The following is a 21,878-nucleotide window of genomic DNA, read 5'->3' as shown; positions in this document are numbered from 1 at the left end:
CTTGGAGAAAAGAACGGGTATGAGTCACACAACATCTGATGCCATGATCCCGCTGGAACCAATGCGATTTCCGTTGCATGGGATGCGCTTGATTGAAGCATCGGCAGGGACGGGAAAAACATTTACGATTGCCGGTCTCTACTTGCGTCTGTTGTTGGGACATGGCGATGCACAGAATCGCCACGCCACGCCATTGCGGGTGGATCAGATTTTAGTGGTGACATTTACCGAAGCGGCGACCGCAGAGTTGAAAGGACGGATTCGTGCCCGGATTCATGAAGCCCGGCTGGCGTTTGCCCGGCATCATAGTGATGACCCTCTGCTGAAATCCCTTCTCGATGAAATCCCTGCTCATACTGAGGCTGCCAGTATTTTGCTTCAGGCAGAGCGGGAGATGGATACGATGGCGGTTTATACCATTCACGGCTTCTGTCAGCGGATGTTAGTGCAAAATGCGTTTGAATCAGGCAGCCGTTTCCATCACGAGTTCATTACCGATGAAAGTCGTCTCAAAGCACAGGTGGTGGCGGATTACTGGCGACGCCAGTTTTATCCGCTGTCGGTTGAGCTGGCTGCTGAAGTTCGTCACTTATGGCCGACACCAAACGCTTTACTCGCACAAATTGGCTCCTATCTGAGTGGTCATCCGCTGTCTCTTTCTGTCAGCGCGATGGATGCCAGCCTTGCACAACTGCATCAAGATAACTTGCAACGTATCGTTGAGATGAAGGCGCAGTGGCGCCGGTATCAGTCTGAGATTGATGCATGTATTGCCGAATCTGGTGTGAATAGGCGGGTTTATACCAAAAAATCCCGGCCGCAGTGGATTGAGCAAGTGTCCCAATGGGCTGAAGCAGAGACCGACAGTTACCGGGTTCCCGAACAGTTATCTCGTTTTTCGCAACAAGAGCTGTATGAGAAAACGCCAACCGGGACACCACCGGAGCATCCGTTATTTGAGATCGTCGATGACTTTCTTGCGACACCGGTGTCGATTGAAGCACCGTTGAAAGCCCATGCGATTGAAACCTGTCGTTATTTGTTGGCGAAAGCGAAGTCTGAACAGCAGTGGTTATCGTTTGATGATTTGCTGTCTCAGCTTTCATCTGCTTTAGATCTTGATACCTCAGGCCTGTTAGCGCAGCGGATTCGCATGTTATACCCGGTCGCGATGATTGATGAATTTCAGGATACCGATCCGTTGCAATACCATATTTTCAGCCACATTTATGCATCGCATCCGGATTGTGGCTTGTTGATGATTGGTGATCCGAAGCAAGCCATTTATGCGTTCCGCGGAGCGGATATTTTCACTTATATCAAAGCGCGTCGTCAGGTACGTTCCCATTTTACCTTGGCGACTAACTGGCGCTCCGGGCAGTCGATGATCGATGCGGTGAATCGATTGTTTGCATCGTCTGACAGTCCTTTTCTCCATGATGCGGATATTCCGTTCATTCAGGTCTCAGCACCACCCGAGGCGCGGCAACGCCAATGGCAACTATATCAGCAGACACAACCCGCCATGACTTACTGGTGGCCGGAGGATGTTGAACCGGATGCTGTGATGACCAAAGGTGAATACGAACAAGTCATGGCCAATGCGACCGCCGCCCAAATCCAAACGATTCTGCAGGCTGCGCAGGATGGGGAAGGCCACCTTTATACCAAGAATGGACAGAAAAACATTGAGCCCGGACACATCGCCGTATTAGTTCGCACGGGACGTGAAGGACGGCTCATCAAAGAAGCATTGGCGCGTCAGGATATTGCCAGTGTCTATCTGTCTAACCGGGAGAGTGTTTTTGCCAGTGACATTGCGGTGGATATTCAGCGTTTGTTACAAGCGGTGTTGACCCCGGAACAGGAACGGCCGTTACGGGCTGCGCTGGCATCTCCCTTATTCGGACTGGATATTCACGATCTGGATGCATTAAATCGCAATGAATCGTTATGGGAGCGGGTTGTACAGGAGTTTCGCCAGTATCGGAGTCTCTGGTCAGAACGCGGCATTTTGCCAATGTTGCGAGCAGTGCTTTATCAGCGCCATCTTGCTGAGCGCTGGCTTGCCCTGAAAGGGGGAGAGCGACTGTTGACGGACTATTTGCACATCGGTGAGCTGTTACAGCAAGCGGGCGCTGAAATCGAAAGCGACCATGGTCTGTTGCGCTGGCTGACTCAATCGATGATTGATGTGGCGCAGGGGAGTCATCCGGAAACGTCGATCCAGCGGTTGGAGTCAGAGAAAAATCTGGTGCAAATCGTGACGATTCATAAGTCAAAAGGGCTCGAATATGATCTGGTGTTTCTTCCGTTTGTGATGAGCTTTCGTGAGGCCAAAGAAGCGCGTTACTACGATGAAACACAGGACCGCATTGTACTGGATATGACCCGCAAAGAAGAGGCGCTCGCCAAAGCTGAAAAAGAACGGCTGGCTGAAGATTTACGCTTGTTGTATGTGGCTTTAACCCGTTCTGTGTATGGTTGTTATGTCGGGATTGCCTCATTGAAAGGGCGAGGTAAGGGGACAAGCAGCGCTCATTTATCAGCAATCGGTTATTTGTTGCAACAGGGTGAACCCGGTGATGCCGGATTGTTGAGGCAGGGAATTGCATCGCAATGTGATGAAGGGGGGCACACTGTTATCGACTTACCACCACAACTTCCCGAGTCACCTTTGTCACGGGTTGATGTATCACAACAGACCTTGACGGCACAGCAGAAACAACATCCGATTGAGCGGGCCTGGCGAATGACCAGCTATTCTAATCTGGTCAAGCAGTCCGGACATGGGACTTTTCTCGATGCCACGCAGGAAGTGCCGGGATTCGATCTCGATTCGGCCGGAGAAGTGGACGAATATCTGTTCGATCCTGAAGAACAGACGATTTTTACCTTTCCGAAAGGTGCTACCGCGGGGACATTTCTACACAGTTTGTTTGAACAGATTGAATTCACCGAAGGGCCGGACAGTGCAGCAAATGTCACGATGATACAAAATTTGATGGACTCAGCCGCTATTGCCGAGTCTTGGCAGCCGGTGCTACAGCAAATGCTCACGCATGTATTACAGACGCCATTAGATGGTAAAAAATTGCGATTGGGGCAGATACCGGCACAGCAGCGTTTGGTTGAAATGGAGTTTCTGTTGCCGATCGATAAATTACGCTCACCGCTGTTGAACCGGATTCTGAAACGATACGATGCTTTATCCGCTCAAGCCGGGGAGCTGAATTTTGCGCAAGTCGAAGGGATGCTGAAGGGATTTATCGACCTTGTGTTTGAATATCAGGGGCGATATTACGTACTGGACTGGAAATCAAACCATTTGGGAAATCAGGTCGAAGATTATAGTCCGTCTCGTCTCAGCGCTGCGATGGTTGAACACCGATATGATTTTCAGTATCAAATTTATACGTTGGCACTGCATCGCTTTTTGGCGAGTCGTTTGGTTGACTATACCTATGAACAGCATTTTGGCGGTGTGTATTATCTGTTTCTGCGTGGTATGGACGGGCAGACCTCATCGGGGGTGTTTGCCCATCGTCCAAAGTTTGCCCTGATTAGTGCATTAGACCGTTTTTTTGCCGGAGAAGATGACAATATGCGGACAACGCAGGAAGGACAGATGGAGCTTGATTTATGACACAACTGGCTCAGTCTCTGAAATTGTTAGCTGAAAAACGTGTAATCCGTCCGCTGGATCAACAATTTGCCCGGTTTATTGCTCACCAGTGTTCACAGGATCAGGCAGCGGTGGCTTGGTTAGCTGCGCTGGTCAGTTATGAACTGGGCCGGGGACACATCTGTGTGCCGTTGGTAGACGACGAAGGGCGAGTGGCACTTTCGCCATTATTATTCGGCCATGCTGTGGCTGAGTTGTACTCGATCAGAGCGTGTGTTGAATCCCTCGATTGGTTGGCGGTGATTGAGTGCTGTCCGTTGATTGGTGAGCCGGGTAGCTATCTGCCACTGATTTTTGACGGAAAGCGACTTTATCTCCAGCGTTACTGGTTTTATGAACACCAGTTGGCGTCACGCTTGCAGATGCTGTCATCACCCGTTTCGATCGATACGGCGCAAACTGAATATTTAGCTGAAACGTTGAATCAATTATTTCCCCGTCCCTATGACGCTTTATTTCAGGCACTACAGCAGGTGGCATCGGTGGGAGAGCGGCAGCGTCTGGTTTGTGAATCTTTGGATGTCGTCCGGGAATCTGCGTTGGACTGGGCGTCGATTGACGACTTGTTACAGCAAGCATCAAGTAGTTCAGCACTCTCGGGGCTGGATACGCTGGTGCCGGAGTCAGTATGTCTGAATTGGCAGAAAGTCGCAGCCGCGATTGCGTTGAGTCGCCGTTTCGCAGTGATTTCCGGTGGGCCGGGGACGGGGAAAACCACCACCGTCGCGCGGTTGCTGGCGGCATTGGTAAGTCAAAATAGTTCGGTTCAGCAAAAGTTGGTGATTAAACTGGTTGCTCCGACCGGAAAGGCGGCTGCGCGATTGACTGAATCTATCGGGCAGGCGGTTGAAAGATTGACCATTCCCCCTGAGATGAAAGCACTGATACCGACTCAGGCAAGTACGTTACACCGGTTACTCGGGGCAATTCCGAATAGTGCTGAGTTTCGTCATCATCAGCACAATCCGCTTCATGTCGATCTGCTGGTGGTTGATGAGGCGTCGATGATCGATTTACCGATGATGTATAAATTGTTGATGGCTTTACCTAATCATGCCCGCTTGGTACTTCTGGGAGATAAGGACCAGTTAGCGTCTGTCGAGGCCGGAGCGGTATTAGGGGATATCTGTGCGTTTCAGACTCATGGCTACAGCCGGAGTCAAATGGCTCAGTTAGCCCGATTAACGGGATACCAATTTGAACCACAACTCCCTCATCAAGATGTGCCGGCACTGGCAGACAGTTTATGTCTATTGCAGAAAAGTTACCGTTTTCATGCTCGCTCCGGGATCGGACAACTGGCCAAAGCCGTCAATGCAGGGGATGTATCTCAGCTTCTGCAGTTGACTCAACAAAGCTACGCCGATGTGCAAATTCATGATTTGGATAGCGAAAGTTATCATCAGATGTTACAGACACTGGTGGCGGAGTACGCTCATTATTTGCATGCGATTACGGATCAATCCGCAGTTGATGAGGGGGCGTCCCCTGAGAAAAAAGCGGCATATGTGCTGCATTTATTTCACCGCTGTCGATTATTGTGTGCGGTTAGAGACGGCGACTTTGGTGTTACAGGTGTCAATCAGAGAGTTGAGCGCGCCTTAAGCCGTCATCAGCTGATTCGTAAAAGTGATGAACCGTGGTACGAAGGTCGTCCGGTGATGATCACCCGTAATGATCACCATCTTGAGTTATATAATGGGGATATTGGCATCTGTATGCGCGATCCTCAGGACGAGCGGCTGAAGGTCTATTTTGAGCAATTTGACGGCCATGTTCGGGGGTTTCTGCCGAGTCGGATTCCTCAACATGAAACCGCTTATGCCATGACAATCCATAAGTCGCAGGGAAGTGAATTTGATTTTACATTGCTGCTGTTGCCACCGGATCATACACCGCTTTTGACGCGAGAATTGGTTTATACCGGTATTACACGGGCGAGAAAGCAGTTGGCACTCTTTACATCACCCAAAATTTTGCAGGCTGCGGTCCGGGTAAAAACAGAGCGAGTGAGTGGCTTAAGAGAAAAAATGGCAAAGTGATATGCTTAGGCTAATTCCGGTAAATGCCGGAATTAGCCTGCAAATCGGTGAACATCATTTATCGGTTTAAATGAATTGATGTGAATGTGATCGTGCGAATTTTATAACGAGACTGACATTCCAGAATAAAGCTTTTAACTTGCTCGTTTATCGGAAAAACGCAATGAACGTTGTGGCCTTCTAAAAACTGATGGTCTCCCATATCCCAGAAGCTTTGAAGTGAATTACAGATAACCGTTTTCATATTTCTGTGCTCTTAATGACTAATTTAGTGACTAAAAGCATCCTTGCATTACTTTTCATCTTGAGTAAATACTGTGATCTGCGTTGCAAAAATTGTATCCCTCAACTGATTGGGTGAATTTTACACAATTTGAAAATAGAGTAAAGCTGTTTGTTATCTGTTCAGTTTCAGTGCAATGAACTGGCTTGGATGTAGCAACATGATTGATCGCATCAAGTGATCTTCCAAGCCTTGACCATCCACACCCGTTACAGTTCGAGACTCAAAACTTTAGAGCGGCGCTGATAGTTGTACAGGTTTTGTTTGATCGCTGGTAGTGAACTGACATCCATTTCGACAAATCCCTGTTCTCTGAACCAGTGTAAGCTATGCGTGGTAAGCACGAACATAGATTTAATGCCCATGTTTTTCGCCTGACCTTTCATATGATTCAGTAGCATCAACCCTCGGTTACTATCTCGGTATTCATTATGAATGGCGACACATGCCATTTCTGCCATGCTCTCTTCCACATAGGGATAAAGCGCGGCACAGCCGATAATCAGGCCATCTCGGTCAATGATGGTGAAGCGATGAATCTCTTGTTCAAGCTGTTCTCGCGAACGGCGAACCAAAATGCCTTTCTCTTCCAGCGGCTGAATTAAATCGAAAATACCACCGATGTCGTCGATGGTGGCCTGACGAATTTGTTCTGAACTGGCCATGACGACCTGAGTACCGATACCATCAAAAGAGAACAACTCTTGAATCAACGCACCATCTTCTTTGTAGCTGACCAAGTGGCTGCGAGGCACCCCCGCACGACAGGCTGAAATCGCTGCTCTGAGGAAACGAACTCTGCCGGTATGATTGTCCTGTTGCTCTTTGTCTTCGGGATCGGGTTCCATTCGGTTCAGTAGCGCTTCGACATCGGCCGGAAACAGTTCGGCAATCGCATTGCCGTGCTCATCAATAATACCTTGTTCGGAACAAAACCCGATCAGTTTGTCGGCTTTGAGACGAATGGCGACTTGCGTGGCGACTTCTTCCGACAACAGGTTAAAACATTCACCGGTGACTGAGCTGGCGATTGGTCCCAGCAAGACAATGGAGCCCTGTTCTAAAGCCCGGTTAATCCCATCGATATTGATACGGCGCACTCGTCCGCTGTGACAGTAATCAATCCCTTCATCAATCCCTAAAGGCTGGGCAATGACAAAGTTACCACTGACGATATTCAGCTGGTTTCCCGCCATGGGGGTATTATTCAGACTTAAGGAGAGTTTGCCGGTAATTGACAGCTGGAGTTGACCTGCGGCCTGCATGACGAGCGGTAAAGCCTTCTCATTGGTGATCCGGATGCCCTTATAGTAAGGCGTTGCGCAATCTTGCTCCTGCAAAATCTGATTGATTTGCGGACGAGCACCATGAACCACGACCAGCTTTACCCCCAGACTGTGAAGCAGGGCAATATCACTGATGATATTGGTGAAATTTTTGTCCGCGACCGCTTCACCGCCGAGCATGATGACCATTGTCTTCCCACGGTGAGCATTGACGTATGGTGTTGATTGGCGAAAACCTTTAACCAGTGCAGTACTTCTATTTTTCACAGTGAAATATCCATGTTTATTTATGTTGAAATAATGACTTTTTATTCAGTCTTGAGCAAGCGTTTTTTATTGCTTTTTCGTTCATGATGGTTTGCACGTCAGAAGTTGATAAATTTCGTCTAAATATCCGTACTGTCGATTGCAGATGATGGATCAATTTGTCATGCTTTGCCAACCGTAAATGATGGAAAACGAACTGTGAAAAAAATATTGGGCTTGATGTTGGCGTCTGTGATACTCAATGGGTGTGTGCACCCGACCGATCGTGCTCAGCAATATCTTGACGGCACACTGCCAGATGATCTCAACCGCACTGAAAGCATTACGTCGAATACGCCGCGGGACTTTACCGAATTTCCGCTCCAGAGTGATCTGGTGGTACAGAACTCTCCGTCGCTGGCGATGCTTTATCAGCCGCTTTATCAACAGCTGAAAGAGTGGATACAACAAAGTGGCGATCCGGCAGAATTACAACAGTACGGGATTCAGGCTGCTCAGCTCCAAGGTGGCGATCAACAGGGAAATGTATTATTCACCGGCTATTTTTCACCGGTGATTGAATTGCGTCATACACCGGATGAGGTGTTTCATTATCCGGTGTATGCCATGCCGGTCTGTGAGGCCGATTGTCCGACCCGGGCACAGATTTATGCCGGGGCACTCACCGGACAAGGATTGGAACTGGGTTATGCCGCCAATCTGATTGACCCGTTCATTATGGAGGTTCAGGGTAGCGGATTTGTCCATTTCGGCGATGACGATTCTCTGGAATATTTTGCGTATGCCGGTAAAAACAACAAGGCCTATATCAGTATCGGTAAAGTGCTGATCGATCAGGGCGAGATTCCGCGTGAAGAAATGTCGTTAAAAGCCATCAAGCACTGGGTCATGACGCATCCTGAAGATGAAGTGAAAACCTTGCTGGAACAGAATCCTTCCTATGTGTTTTTTGAACCGAGAGCCGCGGCCCCAGTGACCGGTTCGGCAGGCATTCAACTGCTTCCCATGGCTTCGGTTGCCGGTGACCGACGGATATTTCCGATGGGCACCCCGATTCTGGCGGAAGTACCATTACTCAATGCGGATGGCAGTTGGAGTGGGACACATGAGTTGCGAGTGTTGATTGTGCTCGATACCGGTGGTGCAGTGAAAGATAATCATCTCGATCTGTATCATGGCATGGGCGAACGCGCAGGGATTGCCGCCGGTCATTATCGTCATTTTGGCCGGGTGTGGAAACTGGGGTTAGAAAATTCTCCGACGCAGGCACCATGGGCTTTACCGCCGGAAAAGTTAGAATAGTTTACGGCTGGTGTTCTAGACTTTTGCAGCAAGAGTGCGTATAAATCGCACTCTTTCTTTTTCGAGATGTTTTTGCAAAATATTTAATTTTGGGGAATGTGATGCGTGAATTAGATACGCCGGCTTCTGATGATTACAACCAGCGTTTTGGCGGAACTCGTCGCCTGTACGGTCATGATGCGGTTGAGATTCTCCGTGCGGCACATGTTTGTGTCATTGGTTTGGGTGGTGTTGGTTCATGGGGGGCAGAAGCGCTGGCAAGAACCGGCATCGGTGAACTGACTTTAATCGATATGGATGATGTATGCGTGACTAATGTCAATCGTCAGATCCATGCGATGCAAGGAACGGTTGGTCAGAGTAAAATCGAAGTCATGGCGGAGCGAATCCGGTTGATTAATCCCGAGTGTCGCATCAATTTGATTGATGATTTCATTTCTCCTGACAATCAGCATCTGTATCTGAAATCTGAATTTGATTATGTGCTGGATGCTATCGATAGCCTGAAAGCCAAAGCGGCTTTATTAGCCTATTGCCGACGTCATAAAATCAAAGTGATCACGGTTGGTGGTGCCGGCGGACAAATTGATCCGACTCAGATACAAGTGGCGGATTTGACTCGTACCATTCAGGATCCACTGGCGAAGAAATTGAAAGATCGTTTACGGCGAGACTACAATTTCCCGAAGAATCCGGCTCGCAAGTTTGGCATTGAGTGTGTTTTCTCGACAGAACAATTAAAATATCCGCAGCCTGACGGCTCGGTTTGTGCGATGAAATCGACGGCCGAAGGCCCGAAGCGGATGGATTGTGCGACGGGATTTGGTGCTGCGACCATGGTGACAGCAAGCTTTGGCTTTGTGGCTGCCGCAAAAATTGTCGAAAAATTGATCCGCAAATATCAACAGTGACGGAAGGGGAATGATGATGTCAAATTTACCGCTGTCGCCATTTGGTCACGAGATTACCGCTGACGATGTGCAGCAGATCATGGAAAACCTTCACGGCTGGGAAGATAAGTATCGTCAGGTGATTTTGTGGGGGAAACAGTTACCCGTGATGCCGGAGGATTTAAAATCCGAACGGGTTCAGGTCTCGGGTTGTGAAAGTCAGGTCTGGCTGGTGGCTGAATCAGAACAGGATCGGTGGTTTTTTTGTGCGGACTCCGATGCCAGAATTGTCCGCGGATTGATCGCGATTGTGATGGCTGCTTATCAAGGAAAAACGCGCGATGCGATTGCTGCTTTTCCCATTGAAGACTATTTTTCCCGTTTAGGACTGTTGAATCATCTCAGCCCGTCCCGGGGGAACGGACTCCGTGCTATCGTCCGGCAAATCCAGACACTGAGTCAGCACTGACAGACAGGCAGTATACGACTCGGTGTCGTGCGGATGCGGATCGCTGCCGCTAGAAAAAGCTCAGACTTTTTTCCAACGCGGCAATGAATTTTTTGACATCCTCGATGGTGTTATATATCCCGAAAGACAGGCGAATGGTTCCCTGTATGCCAAACGCATCCATACAAGGATGCGCGCAGTGATGCCCGGCTCTGACAATAATGCCTTGTTGATCCAAGAGCGTAGCAACATCCTGATGATGAACCCCTTCCACCACAAAACTGAGAATACTGGCGTTGGGCTGGTATCCGATCACCCGCACATCTTCATACTGACTTAATCCCTGATAGGCCAACTGTTGTAATTGGTGCAGGTGCTGTTCCCGGTCTTCAACTGCAACAGACTGATACCAGCGAATGGCTTCAGCCAGCGTAATCGCACCGGCTATGTTGGGTGTTCCTGCTTCAAATTTACCGGGTAATCCGGTAAATGTGGTTTTCTCAAAAGAAACCTTTTCGACCATTTTGCCCCCCCCTTGCCAAGGCGGCATGGCATCCAACAGGTGCTTTTTGCCATACAGAACACCGATACCGGTGGGCGCATACAGTTTATGTCCGGAGAAAACATAGAAATCAGCGTCCATCTCAACCATGTTGACCGATTCATGAACGATGCCTTGCGCCCCGTCAACCACGACTAAAGCTCCCGCCTGGTGAGCCAGCGGAATAATCGCTTCTAACGGTAGGCGGGCTCCGGTGACATTGGTCATGTGAGCGACAGCCACCAGTTTGGTCCTGGCATTGAGCAGTTGTGTATAAGCCTCCCAGCCAAATTCACCCTGTGCCGTCATCGGGATTTTGACAACCCTTGCACCGGTTTGCTTTGCGACTAATTGCCACGGCACAATATTGGCGTGATGCTCAGTTTCACTCACCAGTATTTCGTCGTCGGCGGCTAAGTTTGCTCTTCCCCAACTCTGAGCGATCAGGTTCAGGGATTCTGTTGCCCCTCTTGTCCAGATAATTTCCTGCTCCGAGGCCGCACCGACAAAGCAAGCAACCAATGAACGAGCTTGTTCGAATGCTTGTGTCGCTTCAGCGGTAAGATGGTGGCTGCCACGGTGAACATTGGCATTCTGATGCTGATAATAGTGAGACAGCCGATCAATCACGCATTGTGGCTTCTGCGTGGTTGCGGCGCTGTCCAGATAGACATAAGAAGCATCATTTAACGACGAAAATTGTTGGCGAATGGCCGAAATATCAAGTGTCATTGCGGTTACGACTCATTAAGCGGTTGAGCTGGGGTTATGCCGGCAGGCGGAACCATTGGTTCAGCGACCTGCCACATGTGTTGTTCTCCGGAGAGCAGACGAATCACTGCCAGAGAAAACTCCAAGGCTGTTCCGGGACCTTGGCTGGTTAACAAATTGGCTGAGCTGTCATACACCACGCGTTGTTGACTTCTCTGAGCTGCCGGAATCTGTTGCTGAAAGTTCGGATGACAGGTGAGCTGAGCATCCGGGAACAGGCAATGATGATGTAATACAATCGCTGGTGCCGCACAGATGGCAGCAACCAGTCGCCCGGCTTGTTTTTGCTGTCTGAGTTGCTCAATGAGGTGCGGATTATCGCGAAAGTTTTCGGCACCGGTGAGACCTCCGGGCAGGATAATCGCATCAAACGGTTGGTGTATGACTGGCGAAGCGGGATATCGGCGGTCAACATGACGCCTCGCGAAGCTTTCACGACGAGTTGTTCGGTCGGATCTGCGCTGGCAATCACAACGTGATAACCTGCCCGAACCATCACATCAATGATTGTGATGGCTTCGATTTCTTCACTGCCGGTCGCAATTGGCACCAAAATGTTATAACTCATATGAGTGACTCCCACTGTTGTTCCAATGTCTTGATATGTTGATATAAGGCTTCATTTTCCGGGACTGCAATCCCATGTTTGTGAGCACTTCTGAGCAGGTATCCGGTAATAAAGTCTATTTCAGTTTTTCTCCGGTAGTAAACATCCTGATGCATCGATGACTGATTTTTCGATGTTGCGTGGATGACTTGGTAAATATGAGCGGTCAGCTGTTCAACATGAACCGGAATCTTTTCAGCGGCCATGACTGTGCTTACTTCTGCAATCAAACGGGTGATGAGCGCTTGATATTCGGGGAATGCTAAATTGCCATTCGGACATTGGTGGATTGCGGTTAAAGGGTTGATTACACAGTTGACGGCAAGTTTGCGCCATAGTGCGTGTTCAATCTGTGGGTGCCAGTGAACGACCGGCAACGCATGGTCGAAGACATCTCTCAGAAACTGACACCGGTCGCCTTGCGCATTTGCGGCTCCGATCAAGGTTTCCCCTTGTCCGGTATGGATGAGTTGTGATGGTGATGGTTTGAAAGCACCATGTGTCGTCGTCGCTACAATTATCGGATTGATGGGGAATAAAGCGCTAATTGCATCAACACTCCCCATCCCGTTGTGCATCAGCATGATGATTGTGTCCGGATCGATTAGATCGGCCAGTGAATCAAGGGCAGAAGCTACCTGCCAGGCTTTGACGGTCAGCAAAATAAGATCAGCGCGTTTGACGTCATCGGGCTGACGATTGTTAAATATGTAGAATGACTCATCGAATTGGCATTGATACTCAGAGTCTGTCTGTCTGCCAAATACTGCGACCTGATGTCCGTCTTGCTGTAATTTGATGGCCCAAAGCGAGCCGATTGCTCCCGGGCCGATAACCAGAATATTCATGCTTTACGATGGCTCATTAATTTGTTCCCAACGATTAGCGAGTCTAATTAAGCCTGATTTAAATGCAATCCTGTTTTCTGGATGCTTTCGCTTTTTCCAGCAGATCCGTAAAGTACTGTCGGAGTAAGTAAAGCATAATCAGACTCGGGACGACCATGACCGCAGTCAGGACAAAAAATAACGGCCAGTTGTTCAGATAATCGACCATCGCGCCACTGAATGATGAGAGAACGGTACGTCCGGCATTTCCCAAAGACGCTAATAGCGCATATTGGGTTGCAGAAAAGGCTTGCCCTGTCATCAAGGTGAGGAACGAGACAAAGGCAACGGTCGAAAACGCGGTGGTAAAATTATCAACGAGTATGGTTGCAAGAAACAGGTGTTCATTCGGGCCGGTCTGCGCAATCCATGAAAACATCAGATTGCTGGCTGACATAGCAACGCCCCCGATCATCAAGCCTTTCACAATGCCGAAGCGTACAGTCACCATGCTTCCGAGCAGGGTAAATAGCATCGTTGTCCACCAACCGATCATTTTCGAATAGTAACCAATTTGTTCATTGGTGAATCCCACTTCCCGGTAAAATGAAATTGACATTTTACCAAGAAACGCTTCGCCAATTTTAAACAAAAATACGAATAATAAGATGGTTAACGCAACCCGAATCCCGTTTCGTCTAAAGAAATCAACAAACGGTTCGACCACGGTGACAGAAAGCCACAGTAGTACCGGAGATTTAATATACTGATGGTGACGCTCTTCAGCTTTTTGCTGTAAACGATCCCGGTGGGTGGCTGGCTCTTTAGTCATCAGCGTGAAGATTATCAGCACAACCATCACCGCTGCCATCCCAAAATAGACCGTGTTCCAGCCGTACTGATCTGCGTTGGTAAATGCCAGATAACCGGGCAGAGAATAACCGGTCCACCAACCGATCACTGCCATTGCTGAAGCTTGAGGAAGCTTTGATTCTTCAGCTTTATTGAAGCTATCGATCCGGAAAGCATCAATCGCAATATCTTGAGTCGCCGAGACAAATGCGATCACCAACGCAACAACGTAGGTCATCATAAAATGAGTGGTAGGGTTGGAGAACGAAGCAATAGCTAATGTGCACAACAAGATGATGCATTGGCAGACAAAAATCCAGCTACGCCGCTGCCCGAGCCATCGGCTCACCAGCGGGATATGGAGCCGGTCGACGAGGGGAGACCATAAAAAATTCACCGAATAGGCGACAAAAATACTGCTGAAATAACCAATATCCGTATTGGTAAATCCTGCATCTTTGAGCCAGCCGGACATATTGGAACCAATCAAGACCCAAGGAAAGCCACTGGAACAGCCGAGCATGAGAACCCATGCTAAGCGTTTATCGAGATAACTCTGAACAGTGGCTTTCCACGTATAGGATGATTTTTGCAACGAATAAACCTCTATTGTGCTGATGGCGTCGTTGCTGTGGTGTCTTTTTCAGGGACAACAAAAACACGCGTGATAATAATCGGCTCTACGGGGACATCTTTCATGTAGTTCCGGACGCCTGTTTTTTGCTGACCCATCTTTTGAATCACGTCAAACCCTGAAGTGACCCGGCCAAACACCGCGTAACCTGGTGGCCGTTCTCCATAATTGAGAAAATCATTATCAACCAAGTTGATAAAGAATTGTCGGGTTGCCGAGTTCGGATCCTGCGTTCTGGCCATTGCAATGGTTCCGGTTTGATTTAACAAACCGTTATTGGCTTCATTCGCGATTGGCGGGTAAGTTTTCAATCGTTCCATTTGGGTGCTGAATCCCCCCCCCTGAACCATGAAGCCGGGAATGACGCGGTGAAAAATACTGCCGACGTAACTGCCGTCTTCAACATAACGCAAGAAATTTTTGACCGTGACTGGCGCTTGCTCAGTGTTCAAGTCGACTGTAAACGAACCCAGCGTGGTTTCAAATGCCACGCTGGGAGATGCAGAAGCGCCAAGACTAAACAGTGAAAAAAAGCAACAGGCCAGTAGGGCTGAGAAGCGATACTGACGCATTAAAAGTGCTCCCGCATGTAGTTTTTCAGCTCGTCATCTTGGGCAATCTTTTTCAGGACATTGTTGACGACATCATTAAAGACCATTTCGATATCATCATTTGATGCACTAAATGTTGACGTTTTCTTCGCGGTACCATGGTAAGTCTTTACCAATTTTCCGGTTGGCGTTTCTGCGGTGATTTCAAGAACAACGCTTGCATTCATTTCGCTTTCCATAATTGAATGTTTCACTGAAACGAGCGCTTCTTGGATTTCTACCGTCACTGAGTTTTCGCTATTGACGCTGGTTGTAAACCCTTGAGAAGAAAATTGTTGTGACAACGCATTCTCAATCGCGATACGAACATTCTGACGCGCATGAACCGGTTCGATATGGGCACGTCCGCTGTCAACTAACGCAACATATTGAGAGGTTCTGACATCTTTACTCGTCAGAGTAAACGATTTCCCTTTTACAATATCACTCTGGCTGAGGGCCGGCTGAGGGGCAAAGTTGATTTGTTGCTGCTGTGGGCCTGAACAGGCGGCAAGCAGTGCGACAGTCGCTGCAATAACCAGTTTTTTCATGAGTGGTTCCTTGTTCAAAATCGAGTAATCACGTTAACAGATATGTATGGAAAACCAAGTCTGTGTGGAACGCTAAGTGTGTGTAAAAACATCATAGATTCATCCATAAGCCAATACTGAAAACTGAAGAGAGAATAGCGCGGTTTGATATCATCTATCCATTGTCCTTCATGTTCTCTGACCCACATGGTCAGAAGTTTAGCGGCTTACGGTTTAGTTGCCTGTAAGATAACAAATTTTTTGTTCATCGCGACAGTTTTTACGTTAGATTTTCCAAATATTCTTGTGAGTTTTCCATCGTAGCCGAGGTGACGGTTACCGATCACTAATAATTCACCTCTCTTTTCCAGAACATGCTTTGCATCACAGAACATCTGCCAGGCAATATGATCGGTAATGGCATTCTGTTGGTGAAACGGTGGATTACATAAAATCAAATCCGCTGACGCGGGGGCTAAACCATCCAGACAATTATTCGCGATAAACTGCATATTTGCCCGGTTGCCGAAATGATAGTGTAAATTCTTTCGGGCTGATTCAACCGCCATGAAACTTTCATCAATACAAGTTAAAGCTGCTTGAGGATTTTGTTGTCCTGCTTTGATTGAGAGCACACCGTTACCGCATCCTAAATCGATGATGTGTTTGCAGTTCGGTTTTTCCGGAATGTGGCAAAGAAAAAAGCGCGCCCCCAGATCAAGACTTTCTCCGGAGAAGACATTGGGTAGATTAGCCAACCGGATCGGCTGATGATCTATCTCTATGTCCCATATCAGTTCCGAGGATACTGACTGGCGAGGCGCGTCGGCACTGGCAAACACCAAGCGATGTTTCTTCCAAGCGAGTGACGTTTGAGTTGTGCCCAGATATTTCTCAAACAGTTGCAATGTCGATGTATGAATTTCTTTTGCCTTATTGACCGCAATAACCGGACAGTTTTCCGGTAGAGAGGTGCGGAGCTGAGTGAGTTGCCAGATGAGGTGGCGATTATTTTTGGGTAACTGAAATAAAACCAAATCAATATCAGCAGGGAGCTCAGCCATTGTTGTCAGGCAAGATATTGTGTCGTTGCCGTTTCGGGCTAAATTTTGTTGCACGCCTTGATGTGACAGATATGAATCACTCATCAGCGTGACGTGATGATTGCGGGCAAACCAACATGACAGGGCGCCAAAATGATCATTCAGAATCAAGATATGCTTTCCCGGAGATAATGCCATTGCTTCTACATGATGGATGAGATATTCGTCTCCGGCATCCCATGCCTGTAGATTTTCATAATGTTGCTCAGGGTAGCGATGTAATGTCAGCGTACGTTCGTTGAATGATAATTCTGTCTTCATCGTTTTTAATCAGGTGAGTCGATTTATTAAATTGTCGATTATTGTCGCAAATGCAGCACAAACAAGATACTGAAACCTTTTTCTAAACGTCAGAGAGTAGTAATATATGTCGCCACAGGTTCACCGGAATATTTTTAGCTGTGCTCAACACGTTTTTCCGGTGATCTCGGAGAGAGAAAGTACATGATACAAGAAACTATTGAAGCGAAGCTACATCAGGCATTCCAGCCAGAATACCTGCAAGTGCTTAATGAAAGTTATATGCACAATGTGCCTGCTGGATCTGAAAGCCATTTCAAAGTTGTGATTGTCAGCCCTTCGTTTGACGGACGACGTTTAATTGAACAGCACCGAGCAGTCAATCAGGTTTTAGCTGAGGAATTAGCCGGTCAGGTTCATGCATTGTCGATTCATACCTATACCCCTGAACAGTGGCGACAAAATACTCAGGTGCCTGATAGTCCGATGTGTCATGGTGGCGGCCAGAAAGAAAATTGAATGTGAGTGCATTTACAATCATGACACATGATTGTCTCCACTGTGACTGTTTGAATTTTAAATCCGCTTATCTATTTGATTGAACAACTTATTTACTAAAAATATACATTTTCGACATTGCTTGCGATAAGTGTGCTATTCATCAAATTTATGATAATTTTTTGCATTATATTGCACCGTAATGAAGAAAGAAAAGCAGCTTAGATCATGGCATCAAATGCCTAAAAGATGGTACACTCCCGTGTCTGATAAATATGCCTCACATGAGTGAGAGACGTGTTTTAAATAGGGTGTTATGACCTTGTTGCAAATAAGAATCAAGGCTGGATACCAGTGTCGTGTCTAGGGCTCATTTAGTTTTCTCGGCGTTTATGCCCGATTTGAATAACTAAACAAAGCCAGTTATTTACAGAATTTTAAAGAATCTTTTTCCCGATAAAATAGTGCAAGTGCGTATGATTACAATAAAGAAGGGATTGGATCTTCCTATTGCTGGAACTCCTTCCCAGGTGATAAGTGATGGTAAAGCCATCAGCAAAGTCGCCTTGCTTGGCGAAGAGTACGTTGGTATGCGTCCTACGATGCATGTCCGCGTAGGTGATGAAGTAAAGAAAGCTCAAATTCTTTTTGAAGATAAGAAGAATCCGGGTGTGAAATTTACTTCACCGGTCTGCGGTAAAGTTGTCGAAGTGAACCGTGGTGCAAAACGGGTACTTCAATCAGTTGTGATTGAAGCTGCTGGTGATGCGCAGGAGACATTCGATAAGTTTGACGCTAGTCAACTTGCAAGCTTGGATCGCGAGCAAGTTAGAACACAGTTGGTTGATTCCGGCATGTGGACTGCGTTCCGTACTCGTCCCTTTAGCAAGGTTCCTGCTATCGATTCTGCAACCAAGGCTATCTTTGTAACCGCAATAGATACGAATCCTTTGGCTGCTGATCCACAACTGATTATTAATGAACAATCAGATGCTTTCGTTGCAGGTTTAGACATTTTATCTGTTTTGACAGAAGGTAAAGTCTACGTTTGTAAACAAGGAAAGAGCTTACCTCGCTCTGCTCAATCGAATGTGGAAGAGCATGTATTCGAAGGGCCGCATCCAGCTGGATTGCCCGGAACACACATGCATTTCCTCTATCCTGTGGATCTCAACCATGTGGCTTGGAGTATCAACTATCAGGACGTTATTGCTATCGGTCATTTATTCTTGACCGGAGAGTTGTACGTTGATCGTGTGGTTTCTCTGGCTGGACCGGTTGTGAATAAACCTCGTCTGGTTCGTACGACGATTGGAGCCAGCTTAGACGAATTGGTCGATAACGAAATTATGCCCGGAGAAGTTCGTGTGATTTCTGGTTCAGTCCTTTCCGGAGTGAAAGCCAGTGGTCCTCACGCTTATCTTGGCCGTTATCATCTTCAAGTCTCAGTGCTTCGAGAAGGTCGTGAGAAAGAATTGTTTGGCTGGTTAGTTCCCGGTAAACATAAATTCTCGGTCACACGTTCGTACCTTGGACACCTTTTCCAAGGCCAGCTTTTCAATATGACAACCTCCACAAATGGTAGTGAGCGTGCGATGGTTCCAATCGGCAATTATGAAAAAATAATGCCACTTGACATGGAACCGACATTGCTCCTTCGTGATCTCTGTTCCGGTGACACTGACAGTGCTCAGCGTCTCGGGATTTTAGAGCTCGATGAAGAAGATCTCTCATTGTGTACCTTTGTGTGTCCAGGCAAATACGAGTACGGCATGTTACTCCGCGAGTGTCTCGACAAGATTGAGAAGGAAGGGTAATTTCCATGGGTCTTAAAAAGTTTCTTGAAGACATCGAGCATCATTTTGAGCCGGGAGCCAAGTATGAGAAATTGTATGCGCTGTATGAAGCGGCCGCGACAATTTTCTATACACCGGGCACGGTGACGAAAAAAAGCTCACATGTTCGTGATAGCGTTGATCTAAAGCGTATTATGATCATGGTTTGGTTAGCGGTTTTCCCAGCAATGTTCTGGGGAATGTACAACGCTGGCGGTCAGGCAATTGCTGCATTGAATCACCTCTATCAGGGTCAACAACTGCTAAGTGTGATTGATGGCAATTGGCATTATTGGTTTACCGAACTATTGGGTGGCACCCTGATGGCCGATACGGCAGGTTGGGGTAGTAAAATGTTGCTTGGTGCGACATATTTTCTTCCGATTTACCTGACCGTATTTATTGTCGGTGGTTTCTGGGAAGTCTTGTTCTGTATTGTGCGGAAACATGAAGTCAATGAAGGCTTCTTTGTGACGTCCATTCTGTTTGCACTGATTGTTCCGCCTACATTGCCTTTATGGCAGGCCGCTCTAGGGATCACCTTTGGTGTCGTTGTGGGTAAAGAAGTGTTCGGTGGCACGGGGCGTAACTTCCTCAATCCTGCGTTAGCAGGCCGTGCATTCCTGTTCTTTGCTTATCCGGCCCAGATCTCCGGTGATGTGGTTTGGACTGCTGCCGACGGTTTCTCTGGTGCAACTGCACTGAGTCAGTGGGCACAAGGCGGTCATAGTGCATTGGTGAATAATGTCACAGGCGCTACTATCTCTTGGATGGATGCATTCCTTGGCAACATTCCCGGTTCGATTGGTGAAGTGTCTACGTTAGCGCTCGCTATTGGTGCTGCTTTTATCGTGTACATGGGGATTGCTTCATGGCGGATCATCGGTGGTGTGATGATCGGTATGATTGCGCTTTCAACCCTGTTTAATGTGATTGGCTCAGATACCAACGCAATGTTTAATATGCCTTGGCATTGGCACCTAGTTCTTGGTGGATTTGCTTTTGGTATGTTCTTTATGGCGACCGATCCCGTTTCAGCATCGTTTACCGATAAAGGTAAATGGGCTTATGGAATGTTGATTGGAGCAATGTGTGTCCTGATTCGCGTTGTCAACCCAGCTTATCCGGAAGGAATGATGCTGGCGATTCTGTTCTCGAATCTTTTTGCACCATTGTTCGACCATATTGTTGTTGAAAAGAATGTCAAACGGAGATTAGCGCGCTATGGCAAACAATAACGATAGCATTAAGAAAACGTTGTTTGTTGTTATCGTATTGAGCTTAGTGTGCTCAATCATCGTTTCAACGGCAGCTGTAGGGTTGCGTAGTAAGCAACAAATCAACGCAGTTTTGGATAAGCAGGAAAAGATTCTGGAAGTTTCCGGTATTGATATGTCATCCGGTAGTGTAAAAGAACTTTATACGCAATATATCGAACCGAAACTGGTGGATTTTAAAACAGGTGAATTTGTTGAGAAAACACCTGAGGGACAAACAGCTTCTCAGTATGATCAGCGTACTGCTTCAAAAAATGAATCACAATCTCTGAAACTATCTGAAGCTGAAGATCCAGCAAAAATCCGCTATAGAGCTGATTATGGTTTGGTTTATCTTGTGAAGCAAGATGGCAAAATTCAGCGTTTGATCCTGCCAATTCATGGTAAAGGGCTATGGTCAATGATGTATGCCTTTATCTCTGTAGAGACCGACGGTAATACTATTGATGGCATCATTTACTATGAGCAAGGTGAAACCCCTGGGCTCGGTGGTGAAGTGGAAAACCCAAGCTGGCGTGAACAGTTTGTTGGTAAAAAGCTTTATGATGAAAATCACAAACCAGCAATTAAGATCGTCAAAGGTGGTGCACCTGCAGGATCTACACATGGCGTTGATGCACTGTCTGGTGCGACGCTGACCAGTGTAGGTGTCCAGCATCAATTTGACTTCTGGCTGGGTGATAAGGGCTTTGGTCCATTCCTGGCAAAAGTCCGTGACGGAGGTCTGAACTAATGTCTACTGTGAAAGATCTGAAAAAGAGTCTGTTGGCGCCGGTGTTGGATAACAACCCGATTGCATTGCAGGTCCTCGGTGTATGTTCCGCACTTGCGGTCACAACGAAGCTAGAAACAGCATTTGTTATGACATTAGCGGTAACATTTGTAACCGCTCTTTCTAACTTTTTCGTTTCATTGATTCGTAACCATATTCCTAACAGTGTGCGAATCATTGTCCAGATGGCAATTATTGCTTCATTAGTTATAGTGGTTGACCAAGTACTGAAAGCGTATCTTTATGATATTTCAAAACAACTTTCAGTTTTCGTTGGTTTGATCATCACGAACTGTATTGTTATGGGACGTGCTGAAGCATTTGCGATGAAAGAAGCACCGATACCTTCTTTTATTGACGGAATTGCAAATGGTCTGGGATATGGTTTTGTCCTGATCAGTGTTGGCTTTTTCCGTGAATTATTTGGCTCGGGTAAAATTTTTGGAATGGAAGTTCTGCCATTAGTGAATAATGGTGGTTGGTATCAACCAAACGGTTTGATGCTGCTTGCACCATCTGCATTCTTCTTGATTGGCTTCTTGATTTGGGTCATCCGTGTATTCAAACCAGAACAAGTGGAAGCGAAGGAGTAAGGAAC

At 47.2% G+C, this 21,878-nt stretch carries 18 protein-coding genes and 1 pseudogene; 10 read left to right on the top strand and 9 right to left on the bottom strand.

Annotation, left to right across the window (positions count from 1 at the left end; translation table 11 throughout):
- Positions 1-19: 19 nt before the first annotated feature.
- Positions 20-3,646 (top strand): exodeoxyribonuclease V subunit beta, encoded by a 3,627-nt coding sequence (gene recB, locus AC55NX_RS01405; protein ID WP_496994118.1) that lies wholly within the window; start codon positions 20-22, stop codon positions 3,644-3,646.
- The gene (recD, locus tag AC55NX_RS01400; protein ID WP_496994117.1) at positions 3,643-5,727 is read left to right on the top strand and encodes an exodeoxyribonuclease V subunit alpha; all 2,085 of its coding nucleotides are present in this window, start codon (positions 3,643-3,645) and stop codon (positions 5,725-5,727) included. The genes recB and recD overlap by 4 nt, the downstream gene beginning before the upstream one ends.
- Positions 5,728-5,785: 58 nt before the next feature.
- Here the strand turns inward: recD and AC55NX_RS01395 are convergent, their stop codons facing one another.
- Positions 5,786-5,971, bottom strand: a complete 186-nt coding sequence (locus AC55NX_RS01395; RefSeq protein WP_496994116.1) for a hypothetical protein — start codon at positions 5,969-5,971, stop codon at positions 5,786-5,788.
- A gap of 248 nt (positions 5,972-6,219) precedes the next feature.
- Positions 6,220-7,563: an amino-acid N-acetyltransferase gene (argA, locus tag AC55NX_RS01390; RefSeq protein WP_496994115.1), complete on the bottom strand. Its 1,344-nt coding sequence runs from the start codon at positions 7,561-7,563 to the stop codon at positions 6,220-6,222.
- Positions 7,564-7,761: 198 nt separating this feature from the next.
- Here argA and mltA point away from each other — a divergent pair, with 198 nt between their 5' ends.
- From mltA to csdE, 3 genes are all read left to right on the top strand, one after another.
- Complete coding sequence (gene mltA, locus AC55NX_RS01385; protein ID WP_496994114.1) at positions 7,762-8,865, top strand: murein transglycosylase A; 1,104 nt, start codon at positions 7,762-7,764, stop codon at positions 8,863-8,865.
- Between the two features lie 101 nt (positions 8,866-8,966).
- Positions 8,967-9,776 (top strand): tRNA cyclic N6-threonylcarbamoyladenosine(37) synthase TcdA, encoded by an 810-nt coding sequence (tcdA, locus tag AC55NX_RS01380; RefSeq protein WP_496994113.1) that lies wholly within the window; start codon positions 8,967-8,969, stop codon positions 9,774-9,776.
- A 16-nt stretch (positions 9,777-9,792) separates the two neighbouring features.
- Complete coding sequence (csdE, locus tag AC55NX_RS01375) at positions 9,793-10,224, top strand: cysteine desulfurase sulfur acceptor subunit CsdE (RefSeq protein ID WP_496994246.1); 432 nt, start codon at positions 9,793-9,795, stop codon at positions 10,222-10,224.
- 49 nt (positions 10,225-10,273) lie between these two features.
- On the opposite strand, the gene AC55NX_RS01370 is transcribed toward csdE, so the two are convergent.
- The 7 genes and pseudogenes from AC55NX_RS01370 to AC55NX_RS01340 form a co-directional block, all read right to left on the bottom strand.
- A complete protein-coding gene (locus tag AC55NX_RS01370) occupies positions 10,274-11,476 on the bottom strand; it encodes an aminotransferase class V-fold PLP-dependent enzyme (RefSeq protein ID WP_496994112.1) in 1,203 nt (400 codons plus the stop codon).
- Between the two features lie 5 nt (positions 11,477-11,481).
- Positions 11,482-12,083, bottom strand: a pseudogene (locus AC55NX_RS01365) (DJ-1 family glyoxalase III).
- Positions 12,080-12,970: a 2-dehydropantoate 2-reductase gene (panE, locus tag AC55NX_RS01360; RefSeq protein ID WP_496994111.1), complete on the bottom strand. Its 891-nt coding sequence runs from the start codon at positions 12,968-12,970 to the stop codon at positions 12,080-12,082. The pseudogene AC55NX_RS01365 and the gene panE overlap by 4 nt, the downstream one beginning before the upstream one ends.
- Positions 12,971-13,028: 58 nt before the next feature.
- Positions 13,029-14,396, bottom strand: a complete 1,368-nt coding sequence (locus tag AC55NX_RS01355) for an AmpG family muropeptide MFS transporter (RefSeq protein ID WP_496994110.1) — start codon at positions 14,394-14,396, stop codon at positions 13,029-13,031.
- Between the two features lie 11 nt (positions 14,397-14,407).
- Positions 14,408-15,007, bottom strand: a complete 600-nt coding sequence (locus AC55NX_RS01350; protein ID WP_496994109.1) for a peptidylprolyl isomerase — start codon at positions 15,005-15,007, stop codon at positions 14,408-14,410.
- Positions 15,007-15,576, bottom strand: coding sequence for a YajG family lipoprotein (locus tag AC55NX_RS01345; RefSeq protein WP_496994108.1), 570 nt, complete (start codon positions 15,574-15,576; stop codon positions 15,007-15,009). The genes AC55NX_RS01350 and AC55NX_RS01345 overlap by 1 nt, the downstream gene beginning before the upstream one ends.
- Positions 15,577-15,782: 206 nt before the next feature.
- Positions 15,783-16,919: a methyltransferase gene (locus AC55NX_RS01340; protein ID WP_496994107.1), complete on the bottom strand. Its 1,137-nt coding sequence runs from the start codon at positions 16,917-16,919 to the stop codon at positions 15,783-15,785.
- Between the two features lie 183 nt (positions 16,920-17,102).
- Here AC55NX_RS01340 and bolA point away from each other — a divergent pair, with 183 nt between their 5' ends.
- The 5 genes from bolA (at position 17,103) to AC55NX_RS01315 (ending at position 21,873) form a co-directional block, all read left to right on the top strand.
- The gene (gene bolA / locus AC55NX_RS01335) at positions 17,103-17,417 is read left to right on the top strand and encodes a transcriptional regulator BolA (RefSeq protein WP_496994106.1); all 315 of its coding nucleotides are present in this window, start codon (positions 17,103-17,105) and stop codon (positions 17,415-17,417) included.
- A 455-nt stretch (positions 17,418-17,872) separates the two neighbouring features.
- Complete coding sequence (locus AC55NX_RS01330; RefSeq protein WP_496994105.1) at positions 17,873-19,213, top strand: Na(+)-translocating NADH-quinone reductase subunit A; 1,341 nt, start codon at positions 17,873-17,875, stop codon at positions 19,211-19,213.
- Between the two features lie 5 nt (positions 19,214-19,218).
- Positions 19,219-20,469, top strand: a complete 1,251-nt coding sequence (locus AC55NX_RS01325; RefSeq protein WP_496994104.1) for an NADH:ubiquinone reductase (Na(+)-transporting) subunit B — start codon at positions 19,219-19,221, stop codon at positions 20,467-20,469.
- Positions 20,456-21,241 (top strand): Na(+)-translocating NADH-quinone reductase subunit C, encoded by a 786-nt coding sequence (locus AC55NX_RS01320; RefSeq protein ID WP_496994103.1) that lies wholly within the window; start codon positions 20,456-20,458, stop codon positions 21,239-21,241. The genes AC55NX_RS01325 and AC55NX_RS01320 overlap by 14 nt, the downstream gene beginning before the upstream one ends.
- Positions 21,241-21,873, top strand: coding sequence for an NADH:ubiquinone reductase (Na(+)-transporting) subunit D (locus AC55NX_RS01315; RefSeq protein WP_496994102.1), 633 nt, complete (start codon positions 21,241-21,243; stop codon positions 21,871-21,873). Before AC55NX_RS01320 ends, AC55NX_RS01315 begins: the two co-directional genes overlap by 1 nt.
- The last annotated feature ends 5 nt before the right edge of the window (positions 21,874-21,878 follow it).

Source organism: Vibrio rubrogenes (assembly GCF_059641415.1).
This window is presented reverse-complemented; position numbering and strand designations above follow the sequence as displayed.

Excerpts from the sequence above, each read along its gene's own strand:
- AC55NX_RS01315 (WP_496994102.1), top strand. The coding sequence starts at position 21,241 with ATGTCTACTGTGAAAGATCTGAAAAAGAGTCTGTTGGCGCCGGTGTTG.
- AC55NX_RS01340 (WP_496994107.1), bottom strand. The coding sequence starts at position 16,919 with ATGAAGACAGAATTATCATTCAACGAACGTACGCTGACATTACATCGC.
- csdE (WP_496994246.1), top strand. The coding sequence starts at position 9,793 with ATGTCAAATTTACCGCTGTCGCCATTTGGTCACGAGATTACCGCTGAC.
- AC55NX_RS01320 (WP_496994103.1), top strand. The coding sequence starts at position 20,456 with ATGGCAAACAATAACGATAGCATTAAGAAAACGTTGTTTGTTGTTATC.
- AC55NX_RS01370 (WP_496994112.1), bottom strand. The coding sequence starts at position 11,476 with ATGACACTTGATATTTCGGCCATTCGCCAACAATTTTCGTCGTTAAAT.
- recB (WP_496994118.1), top strand. The coding sequence starts at position 20 with ATGAGTCACACAACATCTGATGCCATGATCCCGCTGGAACCAATGCGA.
- AC55NX_RS01345 (WP_496994108.1), bottom strand. The coding sequence starts at position 15,576 with ATGAAAAAACTGGTTATTGCAGCGACTGTCGCACTGCTTGCCGCCTGT.
- tcdA (WP_496994113.1), top strand. The coding sequence starts at position 8,967 with ATGCGTGAATTAGATACGCCGGCTTCTGATGATTACAACCAGCGTTTT.
- AC55NX_RS01330 (WP_496994105.1), top strand. The coding sequence starts at position 17,873 with ATGATTACAATAAAGAAGGGATTGGATCTTCCTATTGCTGGAACTCCT.
- AC55NX_RS01395 (WP_496994116.1), bottom strand. The coding sequence starts at position 5,971 with ATGAAAACGGTTATCTGTAATTCACTTCAAAGCTTCTGGGATATGGGA.
- bolA (WP_496994106.1), top strand. The coding sequence starts at position 17,103 with ATGATACAAGAAACTATTGAAGCGAAGCTACATCAGGCATTCCAGCCA.
- AC55NX_RS01350 (WP_496994109.1), bottom strand. The coding sequence starts at position 15,007 with ATGCGTCAGTATCGCTTCTCAGCCCTACTGGCCTGTTGCTTTTTTTCA.
- recD (WP_496994117.1), top strand. The coding sequence starts at position 3,643 with ATGACACAACTGGCTCAGTCTCTGAAATTGTTAGCTGAAAAACGTGTA.
- panE (WP_496994111.1), bottom strand. The coding sequence starts at position 12,970 with ATGAATATTCTGGTTATCGGCCCGGGAGCAATCGGCTCGCTTTGGGCC.
- AC55NX_RS01325 (WP_496994104.1), top strand. The coding sequence starts at position 19,219 with ATGGGTCTTAAAAAGTTTCTTGAAGACATCGAGCATCATTTTGAGCCG.